Here is an 18,192-nt window from a genome sequence, read left to right on the forward strand (position 1 = left end):
TCTGGCTCCTGTCGGACCCGGACAGGTGTTCGCTGGCCTGACAGCATCGCCGTGCGAGCCAATGCCTGAAGATTCAGCGAATCCATTCGGTGGCCTTGACCTGCTGTCGTCGGCCGTGCTCCTGCTCGACGAAAGATTGGCAATCCGCCATCTCAATCCGGCGGCCGAGAACCTGCTCGAGATCAGCCACACGGTCTTCTCCGGCTGCCGGCTGGACAGCGTGATCGAATGTCCGGCGAAGCTGCTCGCGGCGCTCGACAGCGTTCGCCAGCACGGCTGGAGTTACAGTGGGCAGAATGTGGAACTGCGACTGGCCGGTGGCAACGTGCTGCAGTTGAATTGCACGGTCAACCCCGTCGAAGCCCCGCCTGTCCGCCTGCTCGTCGAGCTTTGGCCGATCGACCAACAACTCCGCGCCACCCGGGAAGAACGCCTGGTCGAGCAGCAGCAGGCCAGTCGTGAGTTGATCCGGAACCTGGTACACGAGATCAAGAATCCACTGGGCGGGATTCGCGGTGCGGCGCAGTTGCTCGAGCGGGAACTCCGGAATCCCGGCTTGCATGAGTACACGCAGGTGATCATCAAGGAAGCGGATCGTCTCCAGGAACTGATGCGTCGGCTGCTTTCGCCGCATCGGCCGATGCAGCCGGGCCCGGTGAACATTCACGAAATCCTCGAGCGTGTGCGCAGTTTGCTGACGGCGGAGTTTCCCACCATTCTCGCCGTGCGCAGAGACTACGATACCAGCCTGCCGGAACTCGTCGGCGATCGCGAACAGCTGATTCAAGTTTTCCTGAACATTGCCAGGAACGCTGCCCAGGCGATCACCCGGCAGACCGGTCGCCGCGGGCTCTCGGGCCCGGGTCAGATCACGCTGCGCACGCGCGCAGCGCGCCAGGTGACCCTGTTCAAGCGGCGCCATCGCTTGGCGCTCGAAGTGCACGTGGTCGATGACGGTCCGGGAATTGCCGACGAGATTCGCGAACGCATGTTCTACCCCCTGGTTTCCGGCCGCACCGGGGGGAGTGGCCTCGGGCTGACGCTCGCGCAGAGCTTCGTCCAGCAACACCAAGGGACGATCGAGTGCGAGAGTCGGCCGGGCTACACCTGTTTCACGATCCTCTTGCCCCTTGGTTGAGCACACTGGCATCTTTCTTGCTTGATTTCCAGGACATTCTGATGACGACGGACAAGCGTGCCGAGGAAGCGATGAAAGCGGTGTGGATCGTTGATGATGACAAGTCGATTCGCTGGGTTCTCGAGAAGACCCTGGCGCGGGAGAAGATCCCGTTCTGCAGCTTCGCTTCGGCGACCGAGGCGCTGGCACGACTCGACGCCGGCGCGCAGGAGCCGCAGGTGCTGGTCTCCGACATCCGCATGCCGGGACAGTCGGGACTGGAACTGCTGCAGGTTTTCAAGGAGCGCTTTCCGGCGTTGCCGGTCATCATCATGACCGCCTACTCCGACCTCGACAGCGCCGTGTCCGCATTTCAGGGTGGCGCCTTCGAGTATCTGCCGAAGCCCTTCGATGTCGATCAGGCGCTTGAGCTGATCCGGCGGGCGATCAGCGAGAGCCTGCACCAGACTGGTGCGCCGAACGAGGTGGGGCTGACCCCAGAGATCCTGGGTCAGGCGCCGGCGATGCAGGAGGTCTTTCGTGCCATCGGCCGCCTGAGTCAATCGAGCGCCACTGTCCTGATCACTGGTGAATCGGGTTCCGGCAAGGAACTCGTCGCGCGTGCGGTGCACCGCCACAGCCAGCGTGCAGACAAGCCGTTCATCGCCATCAACACCGCCGCGATCCCGCGCGACCTCCTGGAATCGGAGCTTTTCGGTCATGAGCGCGGCGCATTCACCGGTGCCGCGGTACAGCGTCAGGGGCGCTTCGAGCAGGCCGAGGGCGGAACCCTGTTTCTAGACGAGATCGGCGACATGCCGGCAGAGCTGCAGACCAGGTTGCTGCGCGTGCTGTCGGATGGTCATTACTACCGCGTCGGCGGCCATTCGCCCCTCAAGACCCGGGTGCGCATCATTGCGGCAACGCATCAGGATCTTGAAGCGCGCGTCAGGCAGGGACTGTTTCGCGAAGACCTGTTTCATCGCCTGAACGTGATCCGGGTACGGCTGCCGAGCCTGCGTGAACGCCGTGAGGACATCCCGATTCTCGCTCGCCACTTCCTGCAGAAGAGCGCGCACGAATTGGGTGTCGAAGGCAAGCGCTTTTCCGACGCCGCCCTGAAGCACCTCTGCGGGCTCGATTTTTCCGGCAACGTGCGGCAGCTTGAGAACCTCTGCCATTGGCTGACGGTGATGGCACCCGGGCAACTGGTCGACGTCGCGGACCTGCCGCCGGAACTCCGCGAGTCGTCGCCTGCGGCAGCCAGCGACGACTGGGAGACGGCGCTCGGCCAGGCGGTGGACCGCTTTCTGGTTGGCGACCCGGGACAGGTTCATGCGAAGTTGTCACAGGTCTTCGAGCGGGTCCTCATCAACCGGGCGCTAGCGCACACCGGTGGCCGGCGGATCGAAGCAGCGCAGGCACTTGGCATCGGTCGCAACACGATTACCCGCAAGATCCAGGAACTCGGGATCAGCGCCAGCGGCGCGAGCGACGACAGGGAAGCCTGACGCCGGATAATCGGCGATAATTGCCGACGTTGATTTCGATGTTCCGCCGATGGCACAGTTGTTTCCCGCCTGTCAGATCGATCCCGGACGCCTTGGCCCTCTCCTGGGTCCGGCGCGCGGCCGTTTCACGGTCGTGGTACTGGCCGAATGCAGTTCGACCAGCACCGTGCTTCTCGAACGTGCTCGCCAGGGCGCTCCATCGGGTTCCTTGCTGATTGCCGACGACCAGACGGCAGGGCGCGGCCGACGTGGTCGCAGCTGGCTTTCGTCGCCGTCAGCCGGCCTGACCTTCTCCCTGCTCTGGCGCTTTGCCGGCACGGTCGCGCGACTCGCCGGTCTGTCGCTGGCGGTTGGTCTGGCGGTGGCGCGCGCTCTCGAGCGGCTCGGCGCCACGGGCGTCGGACTCAAGTGGCCCAACGACATCCTGCTCGGCGGCGGCAAGGTGGGTGGCATCCTGGTGGAACTGGAAACCGCGCCCGCGGGCATGCTGGCGGTGATCGGCATCGGCCTCAATCTGCAGATGCCCCCCGCTGGTGACGAGGCGTTCATCCATCCGCCGGCGGCCCTGTCGCAGGCGCTGTCGCCACCGCCGGATCGACACCGACTGCTGGCAGAGCTGATGATCGAACTGGCGGCAGTCCTCGACCGTTTTGACGCCGGCGGATTTGCCGTCCTGCGAGCTGACTGGCAGAGGCAGCATGCGTGGCAGGATCGGCCAGTACGCCTGCTCGACGGTGAGCGGGTCGATCGTCAGGGAATCTGCCTCGGCGCAGACGAGCATGGTGCGCTGCTCTTGCAGACGGCAACCGGCATCGAGCGTTGCCTCTCCGGCGACCTGTCACTGCGCGTCGCATGATCATCGCCATCGATGCCGGCAACAGTCGCATCAAGTGGGCCACACATGATGGCGGGCGCTGGCTCGACAGCGGCGTGCTGGCGACCTCCGACATCGCCTGGCTCGCCGAGGCCGCCGACGAGTGGCCGGCCGGCGGTGATGTCGTCGTCTGCAATGTGGCCGGCGCGGCGGTTGCGGCGGGCATTTCGTCGCTGCTGGCTGCGCGCCAGGCGCGGATTTCCTTCCTCCGCCCGACTGCCGCCGCCTGTGGGGTGCGCAATTCGTACGACTTGCCGGCACAACTCGGGGCGGATCGCTGGGCGGCACTGATCGGTGCCCGCGCGCAGTGCGGCTGCGCGTGTCTGGTCGTTTGTGCCGGCACGGCAACGACGGTGGACCTGCTCGATGCCGGCGGCGTTTTTCGCGGCGGACTGATTCTGCCCGGCTTTGACCTGATGCGCGCTGCGTTGGCGAGCAACACGGCGCTGCTGCCGCTGGCCGAGGAAGGCGTCTTCCGTGCTGCGCCCCGCAATACCAGCGACGCGATCGTCAGTGGTTGCCTGCAGGCTCAGCTGGGTGCGGTCGAGCGCATGTTTGCCGGCATCGCCAGCGAAGCGGGCGCGCAATGCCTGCTGACCGGCGGTGCGGCCGAGCGCCTCGCCGCCCATCTACGGATTCCCTTTCTGCTGGTGGATAATCTGATCCTGCGTGGTCTGGTGCGCTATGCAGAATCGCTGTGAGCCGCCGGCCAGGCGTTGTTGGTGCGTGAAGACAGGAGAAGCCTGATGCCGACCCATCTGCTGCAGATGCTGCCCGCCTTTCTCGCCTACTTCGCGGTGGCGATCGTCTTGCTGGCGCTGTTCCTGTTGGTCTACCTGAACGTGACCCCATACGCTGAGCTGGCTCTGATCCGTGCCGGCAACATCGCCGCTGCGACGAGTCTCTCGGGAGCGTTGCTCGGTTTTGCCATGCCCGTCGCCAACGTCATCGCGCACAGCGATACGCTCATCGGGCTCGCCGTCTGGGGTGCGGTGGCCGGGGTGATCCAGATTCTTGCTTACCTGGTCATCCGTTTTGCCATGCCGCAACTGACGCAGGACATTCCCGCCGGCAGGATGGCACCGGCGATCCTTCTCGCGGTCGTTTCGCTCACCGTCGGTCTGATCAACGCAGCCTGCATGACCTACTGACGGATTCCTCACTGGCGGCGGCAGGTCGCCACAACTTGTTTGCAGGAGATCGCCATGGCGCTCATGGATTTCATCAGGAAGCAGTTCGTCGATGTCATTCAGTGGACCGAAGAGGGCGACGGGGTGCTTGCCATACGTTACCCGATGCAGGATCTCGAGATCCAGTATGGCGCGCAATTGACGGTTCGCGAGTCGCAGATGGCCGTCTTCGTCAACGAAGGCCAGATCGCCGACGTCTTCGGCCCCGGTCTCTACACGCTGACGACGCGGACCCTGCCGGTGCTGACCTATCTCAAGAACTGGGACAAGCTGTTCGAGTCCCCCTTCAAGTCAGACGTCTATTTCTTTTCGACCCGTCTGCAACTCGACTGCAAGTGGGGAACGCCCAATCCGATCACCATCCGCGACAAAGACTTCGGGATGGTGCGCATGCGCGCCTTCGGCATCTACTCGTACAGCCTCGCCGATGCGCGCAAGTTCCACAGCGAGATCTCGGGTACGCGTGAGCAGTACACCGTTGCCGACCTCGATGGCCAACTGCGCAACCTGGTCATCAGCTCGATGACCGACCTCTTCGGGGAGTCCGGGGTTCCCTTCATCGACATGGCGGCGAACCAGGATGAACTGGGCAGGCAGCTGAAGAGCAAGCTCGAGGGCGTGTTCGAACGTTACGGGCTGGTGCTCGACAGCTTTGTCGTGCAGAACGTCTCACTGCCCGAAGAACTGCAGAAGATCCTCGATACGCGGATCGGCATGAACATGATTGGCGATCTCGGACGTTACACGCAATACCAGGTGGCGACCAGCATTCCCCTGGCGGCGCAGAACGAAGGAGGTATCGCCGGTATCGGCGCCGGGCTGGGCGCCGGGCTGGGCATTGGGCAGACGATGACTGCGGCCATGGCACAGGCCACCGTTGCCACCGCACCGGCGGCAGCGCCGGTGGCCGCGAGCAATGCCGACGAAGTCGTGGCAACGCTCGAGAAGCTGCATGGACTGGTGGCCAAGGGCATCCTGTCGCAGGCCGAGTTCGACGCCAAGAAGGTGGAGTTGCTGAGCCGCCTGGGTTGATTCGAGCCGCCTGACCGACCGACGGCGCCGGCCCGCCACTCGTGAAGAGAGCCAGTTGCCCGTCCTGTGGCGCGCCGGTCGTCTTTCGCGCTGCCACCTCGCTGTATGTCGTCTGCGATTTCTGCCGCAGCACGCTGCTGCGCAGCGGCGAGGACCTGCAGAACATCGGGCGCATGGCAGAACTGCTCGAGGACAGTTCTCCGATCCGGATTGGCAGCGAGGGCCGTTTTCGTCAGCGCCATTTCGCGGTCATCGGCCGCATCCAGCTGCAGTACGAATCGGGCGTCTGGAACGAGTGGCACATCCTCTTCGATGACGGGCGCAGCGCCTGGCTTGCCGAGGCGTCGGGCGAGCTGATCGTCAGCGCGCAGGTCGCAGTCAGAGATCCATTGCCGGCGTTCGCGACGCTGGCGCCCGAGATGCCGGTCACTCTCGACGGCCGGCGATTCATTGTCACCGATCTGGCGACTGCGCGCTGCATTGCTGGCGAGGGCGAACTGCCCTTCCGCGTCGCCGCGGGCTACGACGTCAATACCGCCGACCTGCGGGGCAACGATCGCTTCTTGACGATCGATTACAGCGAGACGCCGCCGCTGGTCTTTGTCGGCCAGTCGGTTGCTTTCTCTGACCTGCAGCTCGACAAGCTCAGGGACGTGCAGCAGCAGTCGGCCGCGGCGGTGCGGCAGGTTGCGGCGCGTGCATTGACGTGTCCGCACTGTGCGGCAGCGCTGACGATTCATTCGCCGTCGACCGAAAGCATTGGCTGCGAGAGCTGCGGTTCGATCATCGGTGTCGAGAACGAGCATCTCAGCCTACTGTCACGGGCCGCGCAGGCGCTGCGTGAAGTGCCCTGGCTGCCGCTCGGCAGTGAGGGCCAGCTGCGTGGCAACGACTGGCGGGTGATCGGCTTCATGCGGCGCAGCTCCAGTTCCGGCGGGTCTGATGGCTCGTGGTCGGAGTACCTGCTGTACAACGTGCAGGAGGGCTTTGCCTGGCTGATCGAGTATCAGGGCCACTGGAATCTTGCGCGCAGCCTGCCAAATCCACCCGTCGTCAGCCGCGGCGAGGCGAAGTTCACCCACGCCGGACGGGAATTTCGCCTCTTCAATCATGGCGAGGCCGAGGTGATCTACGTCGTCGGCGAGTTCTACTGGCGGGTGAACGTCGGCGAGCGCTGTTTTGTCGACGACTACATCTGCCCGCCGCTGCTGCTGTCACGCGAGGTCAATGAGCGCGAAGCCACCTGGTCACAGGCCGAGTACCTGGAGCCCGGCGAACTGTGCGCCGCCTTCGGTATCAAGACACCGCCGCCGCCGCGCCGGGAGGTCTATGCCAACCAGCCGAATCCCCTGGTCGAGACGCACCGGCAGACCTGTCGCCTGTTCTGGAAACTGCTGCTGGCCGCGACCCTGGTGCAACTGGCTTTCACCTTTCTCCTGGCTTCCGAACTGGTGCTCAGGCAGCGCGTAGTTCTCTCGGCACAGAACGAGGAGGCGACGCTGACCAGCCAGGAGTTTGTTCTCGAGAGCCGTGCACGTGCGCTGCTCGTTCGGCACCAGACCAGCGTCGCCAACAACTGGTTGTCGGTAAACACGACGTTGGTCGAGAAAAACACCGGTGAGGCGCATCTTGGCCAGCAGGAGATCAGCCACTACAAAGGGGTCGAAGACGGGGAGAGCTGGAGCGAAGGATCGCCGGCGGACGAACTGGTGTTCCGGTCGGTGCCGGCGGGAACCTATCAGCTGCTGGTCGAATACGAACTCGGCAGCGACAACAGTGATTCCGTTGTCGATACCATCGAGGTCATACGCAACCCGACCGGCTGGTCCAACTATGTACTGCTGTTGATCTTCCTTGCCGTCTTCCCGCTGCTGTCCCGTTGGCGGCGCAATTCATTCGAGGCACGACGCTGGCGCGAGAGCGATCTTGGCGACGACGCGCGCGGCGACGGAGACGAGGACTGAAATGATCAAGGCGAACTGGCTCGCCGGCTTGCTCGCGCTTGCCCTGTTCAGCAACGCCCAGTATCAGGGTTGGAGCCTGTTCGGACACGAGAGTTCTGCGCAGACTGCCCGCATGGCGGCCGGTCGCGGCTACCACAAGTAGCCGAACGGGGCGCTGCCGCCCGGGCTTCATGACTGGGTCGCGCACCATATCTCGTTGAGATCGGGGAACTTCCATTTCTCCGGGTCCTCACGACCGACGATCCGGTGCGGACAACCGGCGTTGCCGAGGTCGATCATCTCGGGACGGATGCGTGCGTTGCTGCGCGTCGAGAAGAAGACCTTGACCTGTGGTGTCAGGAGCGACTTCTGGCCCTGCTCCGTGACGACGCCCAGGTGACCGGAGCTGAGGAGTACCAGCGAACCAATCGGGTAGATGCCGATGCTCTTGACGAAGGCCTGAAAGACGCGCGGGTCGAAGTGCCCCTTACACCACTCAGCCATCTTGCGCACCGACTCAGCTGGATCCCAGCCCGCCTTGTAAGGCCGGTTCGACGTGATCGCGTCGTATACGTCGCAGACGGCACCCATCTTGGCGAAGATGCTAATTTGCTCGCCCCGCAATCGTCTCGGGTAGCCTGATCCGTCGACCTTTTCGTGATGGTGCAGGACGACGTCAAGCGCCACCGGGTCGGCACTCTCTGCTTGCAGCAGCAAACGGTACCCTTCCTCGGGGTGCGACCTGATGATGGCAAACTCGGCATCGGTCAGCTTGCCGGGCTTGTTGAGCACGTCCAGCGGCATGACCGCCTTGCCGAGGTCATGCAGCAGCCCGGCAGTGGCTGCGGCACGTGTCTGTGCCTCATCCATGCCCAGTTCCCGGGCCAAGGCAACCATCAGGGCGCAGACGGCGACCGAATGCATGTAGGTGTAGTCGTCAGCCGTCTTCAGGCGGGCCAGGCTGATCAGCGCGCCCGGGTTGCGGCTCACCGAGTCCGAGATCTCCTCGACCAGCCGTTGCGCACTGGCCGCATCGACCGCCCTGCCCATGCGTGCCTCTTCGAACATCGAGGTGACGGCCTGCCGGGACCGGGCGACGATCCTTGCTGCACGGGCGAACTCGCTGGCCGTGGAGACCCTCTCGAGTTGACGTTCCTGCTGTGCAGCACTTTCCAGTTCGGCGTCGACCTGTGCCTCCTCTTCTGCCACCGAGCAGACCGGTTCGTCCGCCGTGACATCAAGGCCCTTCGCCGAGTCGATCCAGACCTCGCGGATGCTGCTGGCGCGGATGATGTCGATATCCTTCGGGTCGCTGATGACGAAGGACGAGCGCCAGAACGGGTGCTCCATCCAGGAGCCGCAGAACTCCTTGAGGTACATGCCGACCCTGAGTTGCTGAACGCCGATCTTCTTGAGCATCGCGATTCCCCCATCCGGCCGCACCACCTTCCGTACAGACACCAGTCTACACCGCGCGCTACGCCGAGCGGCAAAAAAGGGGCCATACGGCCCCTTTCGCCTTGGCAGGTTGCTGGTGTCTAGGCGAGACCCGCGGCGGCACGCAGCGCCGCCGCCTTGTCCGTCGCTTCCCAGGTGAACTCGGGCTCATCACGGCCGAAGTGCCCGTAGGCCGCCGTCTTGCGATAGATGGGGCGCAGCAGGTCGAGCGACTGGATGATGCCCTTCGGACGCAGATCGAAATGCCTGCCGATCAGATCGACGATGAGCTCGTCACTCACCTTGCCGGTGCCAAAGGTATTCACCATCAGCGATACGGGTCGGGCCACGCCGATGGCATAGGCGACCTGCACCTCGCAGCGCGAGGCCAGCCCGGCGGCGACGACGTTCTTGGCGACGTGGCGTGCGGCGTAGGCGGCCGACCGGTCCACCTTCGACGGATCCTTGCCGGAGAAGGCACCGCCCCCGTGCCGGGCAGCACCACCGTACGTGTCGACGATGATCTTGCGACCGGTCAGGCCGCAGTCACCATGCGGGCCGCCGACGACGAAGCGCCCCGTCGGGTTGACCAGATAGCGGGTGTTGCCGGTCAGCAGGTCCTTGGGAACGACTGGCTTGATCACTTCCTCGATCACCGCTTCCGAAATCTGCGCGTGCGACACCCCGGGGTCGTGCTGTGTCGACACGACGATGGTGTCGATCGAGACAGGCCTGCCATCGACGTAGCGGACGCTGAGCTGGCTCTTGGCGTCCGGGCGCAGCCATGGCAGCCGGCCGTCGCGGCGCACTTCAGCCTGGCGCTGCATGATCCGGTGTGCGTAGTGGATCGGCAGCGGCATCAGTGAAGCGGTCTCGTCGCAGGCGTAACCAAACATCAGACCCTGGTCGCCGGCGCCCTGGTCGAGATCAAGGCCCTGGCCCTCGTTGACGCCCTGGGCGATGTCGGGCGACTGGCGGTTGATCGCGGTCAGGATGGCACAGCTCTTGTAGTCGAAGCCGATCTCCGAGTTGTCGTAACCGATGCGACGAACCGCCTCCTGAGCGATCTCGCGGTAGTTGATGTGTGCCTTGGTGGTGATCTCGCCCGAGATCACCACCAGTCCGGTCGACACCAAGGTCTCGCAGGCAACCCTTGCCGGCGGGTCTTCGGCCAGAATGGCGTCGAGGATGGAATCGGAGATCTGGTCGGCGACCTTGTCCGGATGGCCTTCGGACACCGATTCCGAAGTGAAGAGGTAGTCTTTGCTCACGCTGCGCCTGCTCCAAAATTGAGATACCCCGAAACGACCGCGTGGCCGGCTCCGGGGCTCGAGCAGACGACGCTTTAGCAGTATTTGCTGGCCGCTCCTGCGGCTCGTTCCGCCCTGCAAGTTGTCCTGATTAACTCGGCGGATGGATAATTATACTTTTTCTGGCTGCGCTCGGTCAAAGGCGTCTTTCGCTGGCCTGTGCCGCATGAGCCATCCACTGCCCTCTTCGGAAGACCGCGTGCCCATCCTTTTTCGCCTCCTCGGCCACCTGCCGCTCTCCTGGCTGCATGCACTCGGAGCCGCGCTTGGCTGGCTCGTCTGGCTATGCTCGCCGACCTATCGCCGACACATGGCAGAGAACATGCGGCTCGCGCTCGGCGAGGACGAAGCAAGGCGCGTGCTGCCTGTTGCCATTGGCGAGGCGGGGAAGACGGGTCTGGAACTGGCGCACATCTGGGTGCGGCCGTTGGCCGAGACGGCAGCGCGGGTGATCAGGGTCTCCGGCTGGGAACTGGCCGAGGCGGCCGCGCAGCGAGGCAGCGGAATCCTCTACCTGACGCCACATCTGGGCTGCTTCGAGATCACCGCACAGTACCTGTCTACGTACGCCCCCATTACGGTCCTCTACCGGCCACCAAAGCGGGCGTGGCTGCAGAAGCTGATCGAAGACGGTCGGGCACGAGCGCAACTGCACCTGGCAGCAGCCGATCTGTCGGGCGTGCGCAGCCTGCTGAAGGCGCTCAGGCGTGGCGAAGCGGTTGGCATCCTGCCCGACCACGTGCCGAAAGCTGGCGAGGGGCGCTGGCTCGACTTCTTCGGCAAACCCGCCTACACGATGACGCTGGCGGCGCGACTGGTCGACAGCGGTGCGACCGTGATCATGGTCTGGGCCGAACGGCTTCCCGGCGGTGCCGGCTACCATTTCCATCTGCAGCAGCCGACGCAGACGATCCAGGGCACCATCGAAGAACGGGCGCAACAGATCAACCGCGAGATCGAGCACCTCATTCGCCAGTGCCCGGGACAGTACCTCTGGGGCTACAATCGTTACAAGGGGCGCCGTCGTAGCGAATCGTCGCCACTTCCCGCAGGCGGGCTGGCGCCGTGACGAACTGGCAGCCGCGCTTCGCGCCTGCCCGTTTCGGTGGCGACAATTCCTGATGCAGATCGCCTTCTGTCTCTACAAGTACTTTCCGTTCGGTGGCCTGCAGCGCGATTTTCTCCGCGTGGCGCTGGCTTGCCAGGAGCGCGGTCATGCGATCCGCGTCTACACCCTGGAATGGCGCGGGGATCTTCCACCCGGCTTCGAGCTGGTCCTGGTGCCGGCTCGCGGGTTGACCAACCGGCGACGCTACCAGCGCTTCAGCGACTGGGTGGACGGGCATCTGGCGGCGCACCCCGCCGAACGTGTCGTCGGCTTCAACAAGATGCCGGGACTGGACGTCTATTTCGCTGCCGACTCGTGTTTCGAGGCCAAGGCACGCACGCAGCGTGGACCCTTATATCGCCTGTCGGGACGTTACCGGCATTTCGCTGCTCATGAGCGGGCGGTCTTCGATCCGCATGCGGGGGTGGAAATCCTGATTCTGTCGCCGGTGCAGCAGCGTCTCTTCCAGGCCTGTTATGGAACCGCTGCCGAGCGGTTCCACCTGTTGCCGCCCGGCATCTCGCCGGACCGGCGAGCGCCGCCGAACGCAGAGGAAGTGCGCTTCGAGCTGCGCAGCGAGTTCGGGTTGCGTGGCGACCAGTTCCTGCTCCTGCAACTGGGCTCTGGGTTTCGGACGAAGGGTCTCGACCGCAGTCTCAAGGCACTGGCTGCGTTGCCGCCGGAGCTTCGCAGGCGCTGCCTGCTGCTGGTCATCGGCGATGATGACCCGCGCTTCTTCCAGGGTCAGGCGCGTCTGCTCGGCGTCGCCGAACGTGTTCGCATCCTGCCGGGACGCAGCGACATTCCCCGCGTTCTGCTTGGCGCCGACGTCCTGCTGCATCCCGCTTACAACGAGAACACAGGTACCGTGCTGCTGGAGGCGCTGGTTGCCGGATTGCCAGTACTTGCCACGGCTGTCTGTGGCTACGCGCATTACATCGTCGAGGCCGATGCCGGCGTGATCATTGATGAGCCCTTCGTGCAATCCTCTCTCGACCAGGCACTGCTCGGGATGCTCACAGACGAGTCCGCGCGCCGCCGCTGGCAGGCCAATGGCCTCGCTTTCGCCGAGGTCGCCGACATCTATGCCAATGCAGAGCGCGCCGCCGACGTCATCCTGAAATGAGCGCGCGTCTCCTCTATCTCGACGAACCCTTCCGTTCCCTGTGGTCCGGGCAGGACCCGTTTGTCGCCGTCGAGGCGTTGCAGGGCAAGGTGTTCCGGCAGCTTGAGGCTCGCCGCACCTTGCGCACGGAGGTCGCCGGCCGTGGCTATTTCGTGAAGATTCATCGCGGCGTCGGCTGGGCCGAGATCGCCAAGAACCTCCTTCGCTGCCGCCTGCCGGTGCTTGGCGCGCAGAACGAGTGGCAGGCAGTGCAGCGTCTGAACACCTGCGGCGTCGATACCATGCGCGCGGTCGCCTTTGGCTGCAGCGGCAGGAATCCGGCGCGGCAGTCGTCGTTCATCGTCACCGAAGAACTGGCGCCGACTGTGAGCCTGGAGGACTACAGTGCCGATTGGTCGACGCAGCCGCCCGAGCTTCGGCTGAAACGGGCGTTGATCCGGCGTGTCGCCGAACTGGCCCGAGGAATGCACGGCGCCGGTGTCAACCATCGCGACTTCTACATCTGCCACTTCCTCGTCCACCTGGAGCCGCAGCCGACGCCAGAGCGGTTGCGGCTGTCTCTGATCGATCTGCACCGGGCACAGGTACGTGCGGTGACGCCACGGCGCTGGCGTGACAAGGACCTGGCCGCCCTCCATTTCTCCGCACTCGGCATCGGCCTGACGCGGAATGACCTGCTGCGTTTCGTCAGGGTCTATTTCGCCCGGCCGCTGCGCCAGGTCCTGCGCCAGGAAGCCTCCCTGCTCGACGACCTGCAGCGCACGGCGCAACGACTGCAGGCACGTTACGAGCGCAAGCTTGCCCGTGGCGAGATGACATGAACCACTGGTATCTCAATCCCGATTTCGCGCACGGTCCTGCAGCTACCCTGTTCGCCAACCTCGAGCAGGTGTTTTCGCTCGAGGGCGAACCCATCACCCACGATCTTATCAGTCGTGTTCTGCGCGTCAGCGTCGATGGCCGGCGCTACTATGTCAAGCGCTACACCGGCAGCGGCAAGGGCAAGAGTGCCGTCCGCCGCTGGTTCGGGCTGCGTCGCTGGTTCGGCTTGCAGCGGGTGCGTGCCGAGTGGCAGAACCTGGAGACGTTCCGGTCCTGGGGAATTCCTACGGCAACCCTCGTCGCCTATGGACTGGAACGTCGCCTGGGGCGGTTCACGCGCGGAGCGCTGATCACCGAGGAAATCCACGACACGCTGAACCTGGCGGAGATGGCCCACGCCGGCGATCCACGACTGCGCGACCGGCAATGGCTGGCGCAGGTCCTGCACCAGGTGGCGACGATCGCGCGAACGCTGCACGATGCCGGCTTTGCGCACAATGATCTCAAGTGGCGCAATCTTCTGGTCGACGGTGCGGCCGTGCCGACGGTGTACCTGATCGACTGCCCGAGCGGCAGTTTCTACCGCGGAGCGGTGCTGGGCTACCGCATTACCAAGGATCTCGCGTGTCTCGACAAACTGGCGAAGACGCAGCTGTCGCGCAGCCAGCGGCTGCGGTTCTATCTCGACTACGCGCAGCAGCAGCGACTGACCGCAGCGGACCGGCAGCGGATCCGGCGGATTGTCGCCTTCTTCGCTGGCCGGGATTAGCCTTCCGGGTGAGCGGCGGATGATGACCGCCGTCGCCCTGACAAATGCCAGCACGCTGCGTGATGCGGGGCGTGCGGTGCCGATGCCTTTTCGCGTCCTCCTGGCGGACGGTCGCTCGCTGCTCGTCCTTCGTCTGCTGCGCGTGTTGCCCGGCAAGCGTCTGGTCGGCGACGCCGAGGTGGATGGTCGTCGGGTCTTGGCCAAACTCTTCATCGGACAACGTGGCGAGCGCCATTTGCACCGCGAACAGGCGGGCCTGGCAGCGCTTCGTCGCGCCGGCATCCCGACGCCGGCTGTGCGCGCGGCGGTGCCAATTGCCGGTGGTGGCCATGCCCTGTTGACGGATTTCCTCGATCCTGCCGAGAGCTTTGCGCAGGCGTGGGAGTCGTTGCGCGGCCGACCGGCTGGCGACCCGCGGGCTGTTGCCCGCCTGTTGCCGCTGTTGCACACCCTGGGTCGCCTGCACGCTGCCGGGTTGGTGCATGAAGACCTGCATCTCGGCAATTTCCTGTGCCACGCTGGGCGAATCTTCGTCATCGATGGCGATGCGCTGCGGCTTGGCCCGCCGGGGCAGCCTGTGCCACTGCACGAGGCCACTGCCAACCTGGCCGTTCTGCTGGCACAATTGCCCGCCGCATGGGACGACGAGCTGTCGCTGCTGCTGCCCGCCCATGCTGCCGGGGCTGGTGTGGATGTGCCATCGATGGCAGCGCTGCGCGAGCAGATCGCCAGGGTCAGGCGGTGGCGCTTGCGCGACCTCCTGGCGAAGACGGTACGCGACTGTAGCCTGTTCGCCGTCACGCAGACCGCAGCGCGTTTCACCGCAGTCGCGCGCGCGCAAGCTGGCGCGCTGGCAGCCGTCATCGCGTCTCCGGATGAAGCCATCAGGGCGGGACGGATCCTCAAGGACGGCGGCACGAGTACGGTTGCGCGGGTCCTCGTCGATCACCAGATGTTGCTGCTCAAGCGCTACAACCTCAAGGGGCTCGGCCACGCGCTGGGACGCGCGCTGCGTCCCAGCCGCGCGTGGCATTCCTGGCGTGCAGCGCACCGGCTGCAGTTTTTCGGCATCGCGACGCCGACGCCCTTGGCGCTGATCGAGGAGCGCCTGGGGCCGCTGCGTCGACGCGCCTGGCTGGTCAGCGAATACTGCCCGGGGGAGAACCTGCTGTTGCATCTTGCTGCTGACCGTGAGCCGCCGGCTGCCGAAGCGCGGGCGATTCTCCAACTGTTTGCGGCGATGCACCGGCAGCGGATCACTCATGGCGACCTCAAGGCGATGAATCTGCTCTGGCACGCTGGCCAGGTCTGGCTCATCGATCTCGATGATGTCGTCCAGCACCGCTCGGCAGCGGCGCATTCCCGCGCCTGGAGTCGTGACCGGGCGCGCCTGCTGCGCAATTGGCCAGTCGGATCCGCCCTGTACCGCTGGCTCGACGATCACTTGCCGGCGGCCTGAAGAACGTCAGCCGGTGGGCAGCGGGTGTCGTCAGGCCGCTGAGGTTGTCAACATGACGACTTCTTGACGATCCCTCAGGCTGCTGCCGCTGGCTTTGTTTGCTGCGCTTCCTCTGCATCCTCGAACTGCATCGCGTGCAGGCGCGCGTAGTGGCCGTTCGCGGCCAGCAGTTCGGCGTGCGTGCCGCGCTCGACTATGCTGCCCTGGTCCATGACGAGGATCAGGTCCGCTCTCTCGATGGTCGACAGCCGATGGGCGATGACCAGTGTCGTGCGCCCGGCCATGACACGGTCGAGGGCGTTCTGTATATGGCGCTCCGACTCGGTGTCGAGCGCCGAGGTCGCTTCGTCGAGGATCAGGATCGGTGCGTCCTTGAGCAGGGCGCGGGCGATTGCCAGGCGTTGCCGCTGGCCGCCCGACAACATGACTCCGTTCTCGCCAACCAGCGTCTCGAAGCCGGCCGGCAGGCGATCGATGAACTCGCGCGCGTGCGCTGCTGCCGCGGCGGCCTCGACCTGGCTGCGCGGCGCGCCGGCGAGATCGCCGTAGGCGATGTTGCTGCTGACGGTATCGTTGAAGAGGACGACCTGTTGCGTCACCAAGGCTATGTGTCGGCGCAGGTTGCGCAGGGTATAGGCTTCGATCGCTGTGCCGTCGATCAATATCTGGCCAGAGTCGTGGTGGTAGAAGCGGGGAATCAGGTTCGCCAGCGTCGACTTGCCGCTCCCCGAGCGCCCGACCAAGGCCACCATCTGCCCGGGCGCGACGACGAAGCTGACTCTGTCGAGAACGCACTGGCTGCTGCCCGGGTAGGTGAACGAGAGCTCGCGGACCTCGAGATGACCGCTGACGCGTTCGCGCTCGATGATTCCGTGATCGGGCTCCGGCGATTCATCGAGTTGCGAGAAGATGCTCTCCGCACCCGCAAGGCCCTTCTGGATGGTCGAGCTGACTTCAGACAGTTGGCGAATCGGTTTCGGCAGCATGCCGGCAGCGGTGATGTAGGCGACCAGGTCGCCGGCGGTGGCATCGCCGCGCAGCAGGAGGACGAGAACGAGCAACGCCGCCATGGTGCTGAAGGTGACGAACTGCAGCGCCGGGCCATAGCTGGCCGCCGTTCGCACCATGCGCAGTTGCCGTGCCGTATTGTTTGCACTCGCGTCCGCGAAGCGGGCCGATTCGTAGTCCTCGCCACCAAAACTGCGAACGACACGGTAGCCCTGGATCGTTTCTGCCACGACGTGGGTCAGGTCGCCCATCGCGACCTGGATCTTCCTGCTCTGCTTGCGGAACTTGCGGCTCGCGCTGCGCACCATGAGGCCGATGATCGGCAGGATCGCGACCATCAGCAGGGTGAGTCGCCAGTTCATCCACAGCAGGTAGCCGAACAGGAAGACGATCGTCATTCCCTCGCGGATGACGACCTTGATTGCGTCGGTCGCGGCGCCGGTGACCATGGTCACATCGTAGGTGATGCGGGAAACCAAGTGTCCGGAGTTGTGCTGATCGAAGTACGAGTTCGGCAGCCGCAGCAGGCTGTTGAACAGCGCTCGCCGCAGGTCGTCGACGAGACCCAGCGACACCCGTGCCAAGTAATAGTTGCCGACAAAGGAACCGAGGCCCTGCCAAGTGACGGCGAGAAGAAGAAGCAGGGGTACGGCGTAGATCAGTTCGAGCTGGCCGAGCAGGGGAATCGAGTACGCGGTGCTTCCCTTGGCAGCGTTGAGTCCATCGACGAAGTACTTGAGGATGGCGGCGAGCATGGGCTGCGACGAGGCGAACATCAGGTAGCCGAGCAGGCTGACCACAAACAGGCCGAGCAGCGGCCGCAGATAGCCCAGCAGGCGAAGATAGATGCGCAGGGAGGAAACCGGTGCGGCGCTTTCTCTGGGAATGGACACGCGGGTGGCAGCTGGATCGGATGGCGGACGAGTGTAACACGTGGCTCACGTCATCGCTCCGCTGCGGCGCTCTCGAAGCTGCTGCGGCGGTGGTCGATGCCGGCGCGAGTGACCACGCTCCGGCACGCCGTGGCACCATCCCTCTGCCGAGTCGGCCGGCTGTCCCCGGAGGGCACGCATCGGGAGAAAGATGGCCTGTTGCGTGCCCGCGCCCGGCCTGGCCCGTTCAGTCGAGTTCGGCCGGCGCTCCTTCATAGCTCGAACAGATCCGCTCCGCCGCCAGCGTCGTCGATCCAGCCGTGCCGCCGAGCTTCGCCTGGTATGCTCCGTTCAGTCCGAAGGCCGCCAGCAAGGCCAGTCCCTCCTCGTCCTCGGGTTCGATCCGGAGTGCGCAATCGCCGCCTTCCACTACCATCATCACTTTCATTTCAACCTCCATGGTCCCCCGGTCATGCTGCCGGACGGACGGGCCAGATCAACCAGCGGCTTTGCAGTCGCCCTGGCGCCCGCTGCTCACGTCAGGGCTGAGGGTCAGAGGCGTTGATGCAATCGTCACCTCTGAGCAAAGTATCTGCGTGCCGGGGCACGGTCGG

Annotated in this window: 17 protein-coding genes; 13 read left to right on the forward strand and 4 right to left on the reverse strand. The window is 64.8% G+C overall.

What is annotated here, in order from left to right; genetic code table 11:
- Nucleotides 1-61: 61 nt before the first annotated feature.
- The 8 genes from HT579_03220 (at nucleotide 62) to HT579_03255 (ending at nucleotide 7,830) form a co-directional block, all read left to right on the forward strand.
- Complete coding sequence (locus tag HT579_03220) at nucleotides 62-1,138, forward strand: PAS domain-containing sensor histidine kinase (GenBank protein ID QKS28048.1); 1,077 nt, start codon at nucleotides 62-64, stop codon at nucleotides 1,136-1,138.
- A gap of 71 nt (nucleotides 1,139-1,209) precedes the next feature.
- On the forward strand, nucleotides 1,210-2,628 hold the full coding sequence (gene ntrC / locus HT579_03225; GenBank protein ID QKS31469.1) for a nitrogen regulation protein NR(I): 1,419 nt from the start codon (nucleotides 1,210-1,212) through the stop codon (nucleotides 2,626-2,628).
- A gap of 49 nt (nucleotides 2,629-2,677) precedes the next feature.
- On the forward strand, nucleotides 2,678-3,484 hold the full coding sequence (locus HT579_03230; GenBank protein ID QKS28049.1) for a biotin--[acetyl-CoA-carboxylase] ligase: 807 nt from the start codon (nucleotides 2,678-2,680) through the stop codon (nucleotides 3,482-3,484).
- On the forward strand, nucleotides 3,481-4,203 hold the full coding sequence (locus HT579_03235; GenBank protein QKS28050.1) for a type III pantothenate kinase: 723 nt from the start codon (nucleotides 3,481-3,483) through the stop codon (nucleotides 4,201-4,203). The genes HT579_03230 and HT579_03235 overlap by 4 nt, the downstream gene beginning before the upstream one ends.
- Before the next feature lie 45 nt (nucleotides 4,204-4,248).
- Entirely contained in the window at nucleotides 4,249-4,653 is a 405-nt protein-coding gene (locus HT579_03240) for a DUF350 domain-containing protein (protein ID QKS28051.1), read from the forward strand.
- Between the two features lie 54 nt (nucleotides 4,654-4,707).
- Complete coding sequence (locus tag HT579_03245; protein ID QKS28052.1) at nucleotides 4,708-5,724, forward strand: SPFH domain-containing protein; 1,017 nt, start codon at nucleotides 4,708-4,710, stop codon at nucleotides 5,722-5,724.
- A 41-nt stretch (nucleotides 5,725-5,765) separates the two neighbouring features.
- Nucleotides 5,766-7,688, forward strand: a complete 1,923-nt coding sequence (locus HT579_03250; protein QKS28053.1) for a DUF4178 domain-containing protein — start codon at nucleotides 5,766-5,768, stop codon at nucleotides 7,686-7,688.
- Nucleotide 7,689: 1 nt separating this feature from the next.
- A complete protein-coding gene (locus HT579_03255) occupies nucleotides 7,690-7,830 on the forward strand; it encodes a hypothetical protein (GenBank protein QKS28054.1) in 141 nt (46 codons plus the stop codon).
- Nucleotides 7,831-7,856: 26 nt separating this feature from the next.
- Here HT579_03255 and HT579_03260 read toward each other — a convergent pair whose 3' ends face one another.
- Together HT579_03260 and HT579_03265 are read right to left on the reverse strand one after the other, a co-directional pair.
- The gene (locus HT579_03260; GenBank protein QKS28055.1) at nucleotides 7,857-9,086 is read right to left on the reverse strand and encodes an HD-GYP domain-containing protein; all 1,230 of its coding nucleotides are present in this window, start codon (nucleotides 9,084-9,086) and stop codon (nucleotides 7,857-7,859) included.
- A 119-nt stretch (nucleotides 9,087-9,205) separates the two neighbouring features.
- Nucleotides 9,206-10,375 carry a methionine adenosyltransferase gene (locus HT579_03265; protein ID QKS28056.1) on the reverse strand — a complete coding sequence of 390 codons (1,170 nt, stop codon included), beginning with the start codon at nucleotides 10,373-10,375 and terminating at the stop codon, nucleotides 9,206-9,208.
- Nucleotides 10,376-10,580: 205 nt separating this feature from the next.
- Between HT579_03265 and HT579_03270 the strand changes: the two genes are divergently transcribed.
- From HT579_03270 to HT579_03290, 5 genes are read left to right on the forward strand one after another with little or no spacing between them, the layout of a single operon-like run.
- Nucleotides 10,581-11,483, forward strand: coding sequence for a lysophospholipid acyltransferase family protein (locus HT579_03270; protein ID QKS28057.1), 903 nt, complete (start codon nucleotides 10,581-10,583; stop codon nucleotides 11,481-11,483).
- A gap of 52 nt (nucleotides 11,484-11,535) precedes the next feature.
- On the forward strand, nucleotides 11,536-12,648 hold the full coding sequence (locus tag HT579_03275; GenBank protein ID QKS28058.1) for a glycosyltransferase family 4 protein: 1,113 nt from the start codon (nucleotides 11,536-11,538) through the stop codon (nucleotides 12,646-12,648).
- Nucleotides 12,645-13,469, forward strand: a complete 825-nt coding sequence (gene rfaP, locus HT579_03280; protein QKS28059.1) for a lipopolysaccharide core heptose(I) kinase RfaP — start codon at nucleotides 12,645-12,647, stop codon at nucleotides 13,467-13,469. The genes HT579_03275 and rfaP overlap by 4 nt, the downstream gene beginning before the upstream one ends.
- Nucleotides 13,466-14,239 carry a heptose kinase gene (locus tag HT579_03285; GenBank protein QKS28060.1) on the forward strand — a complete coding sequence of 258 codons (774 nt, stop codon included), beginning with the start codon at nucleotides 13,466-13,468 and terminating at the stop codon, nucleotides 14,237-14,239. Before rfaP ends, HT579_03285 begins: the two co-directional genes overlap by 4 nt.
- A gap of 22 nt (nucleotides 14,240-14,261) precedes the next feature.
- Nucleotides 14,262-15,698, forward strand: a complete 1,437-nt coding sequence (locus HT579_03290) for a hypothetical protein (protein QKS31470.1) — start codon at nucleotides 14,262-14,264, stop codon at nucleotides 15,696-15,698.
- 74 nt (nucleotides 15,699-15,772) lie between these two features.
- On the opposite strand, the gene msbA is transcribed toward HT579_03290, so the two are convergent.
- Both msbA and HT579_03300 read right to left on the reverse strand, forming a co-directional pair.
- Entirely contained in the window at nucleotides 15,773-17,593 is a 1,821-nt protein-coding gene (msbA, locus tag HT579_03295; protein QKS31471.1) for a lipid A export permease/ATP-binding protein MsbA, read from the reverse strand.
- Nucleotides 17,594-17,825: 232 nt separating this feature from the next.
- Nucleotides 17,826-18,026, reverse strand: coding sequence for a hypothetical protein (locus HT579_03300; protein ID QKS28061.1), 201 nt, complete (start codon nucleotides 18,024-18,026; stop codon nucleotides 17,826-17,828).
- Between the last annotated feature and the right edge of the window lie 166 nt (nucleotides 18,027-18,192).

Source organism: Candidatus Accumulibacter similis (assembly GCA_013347225.1).
GTDB lineage: Bacteria > Pseudomonadota > Gammaproteobacteria > Burkholderiales > Rhodocyclaceae > Accumulibacter > Accumulibacter similis.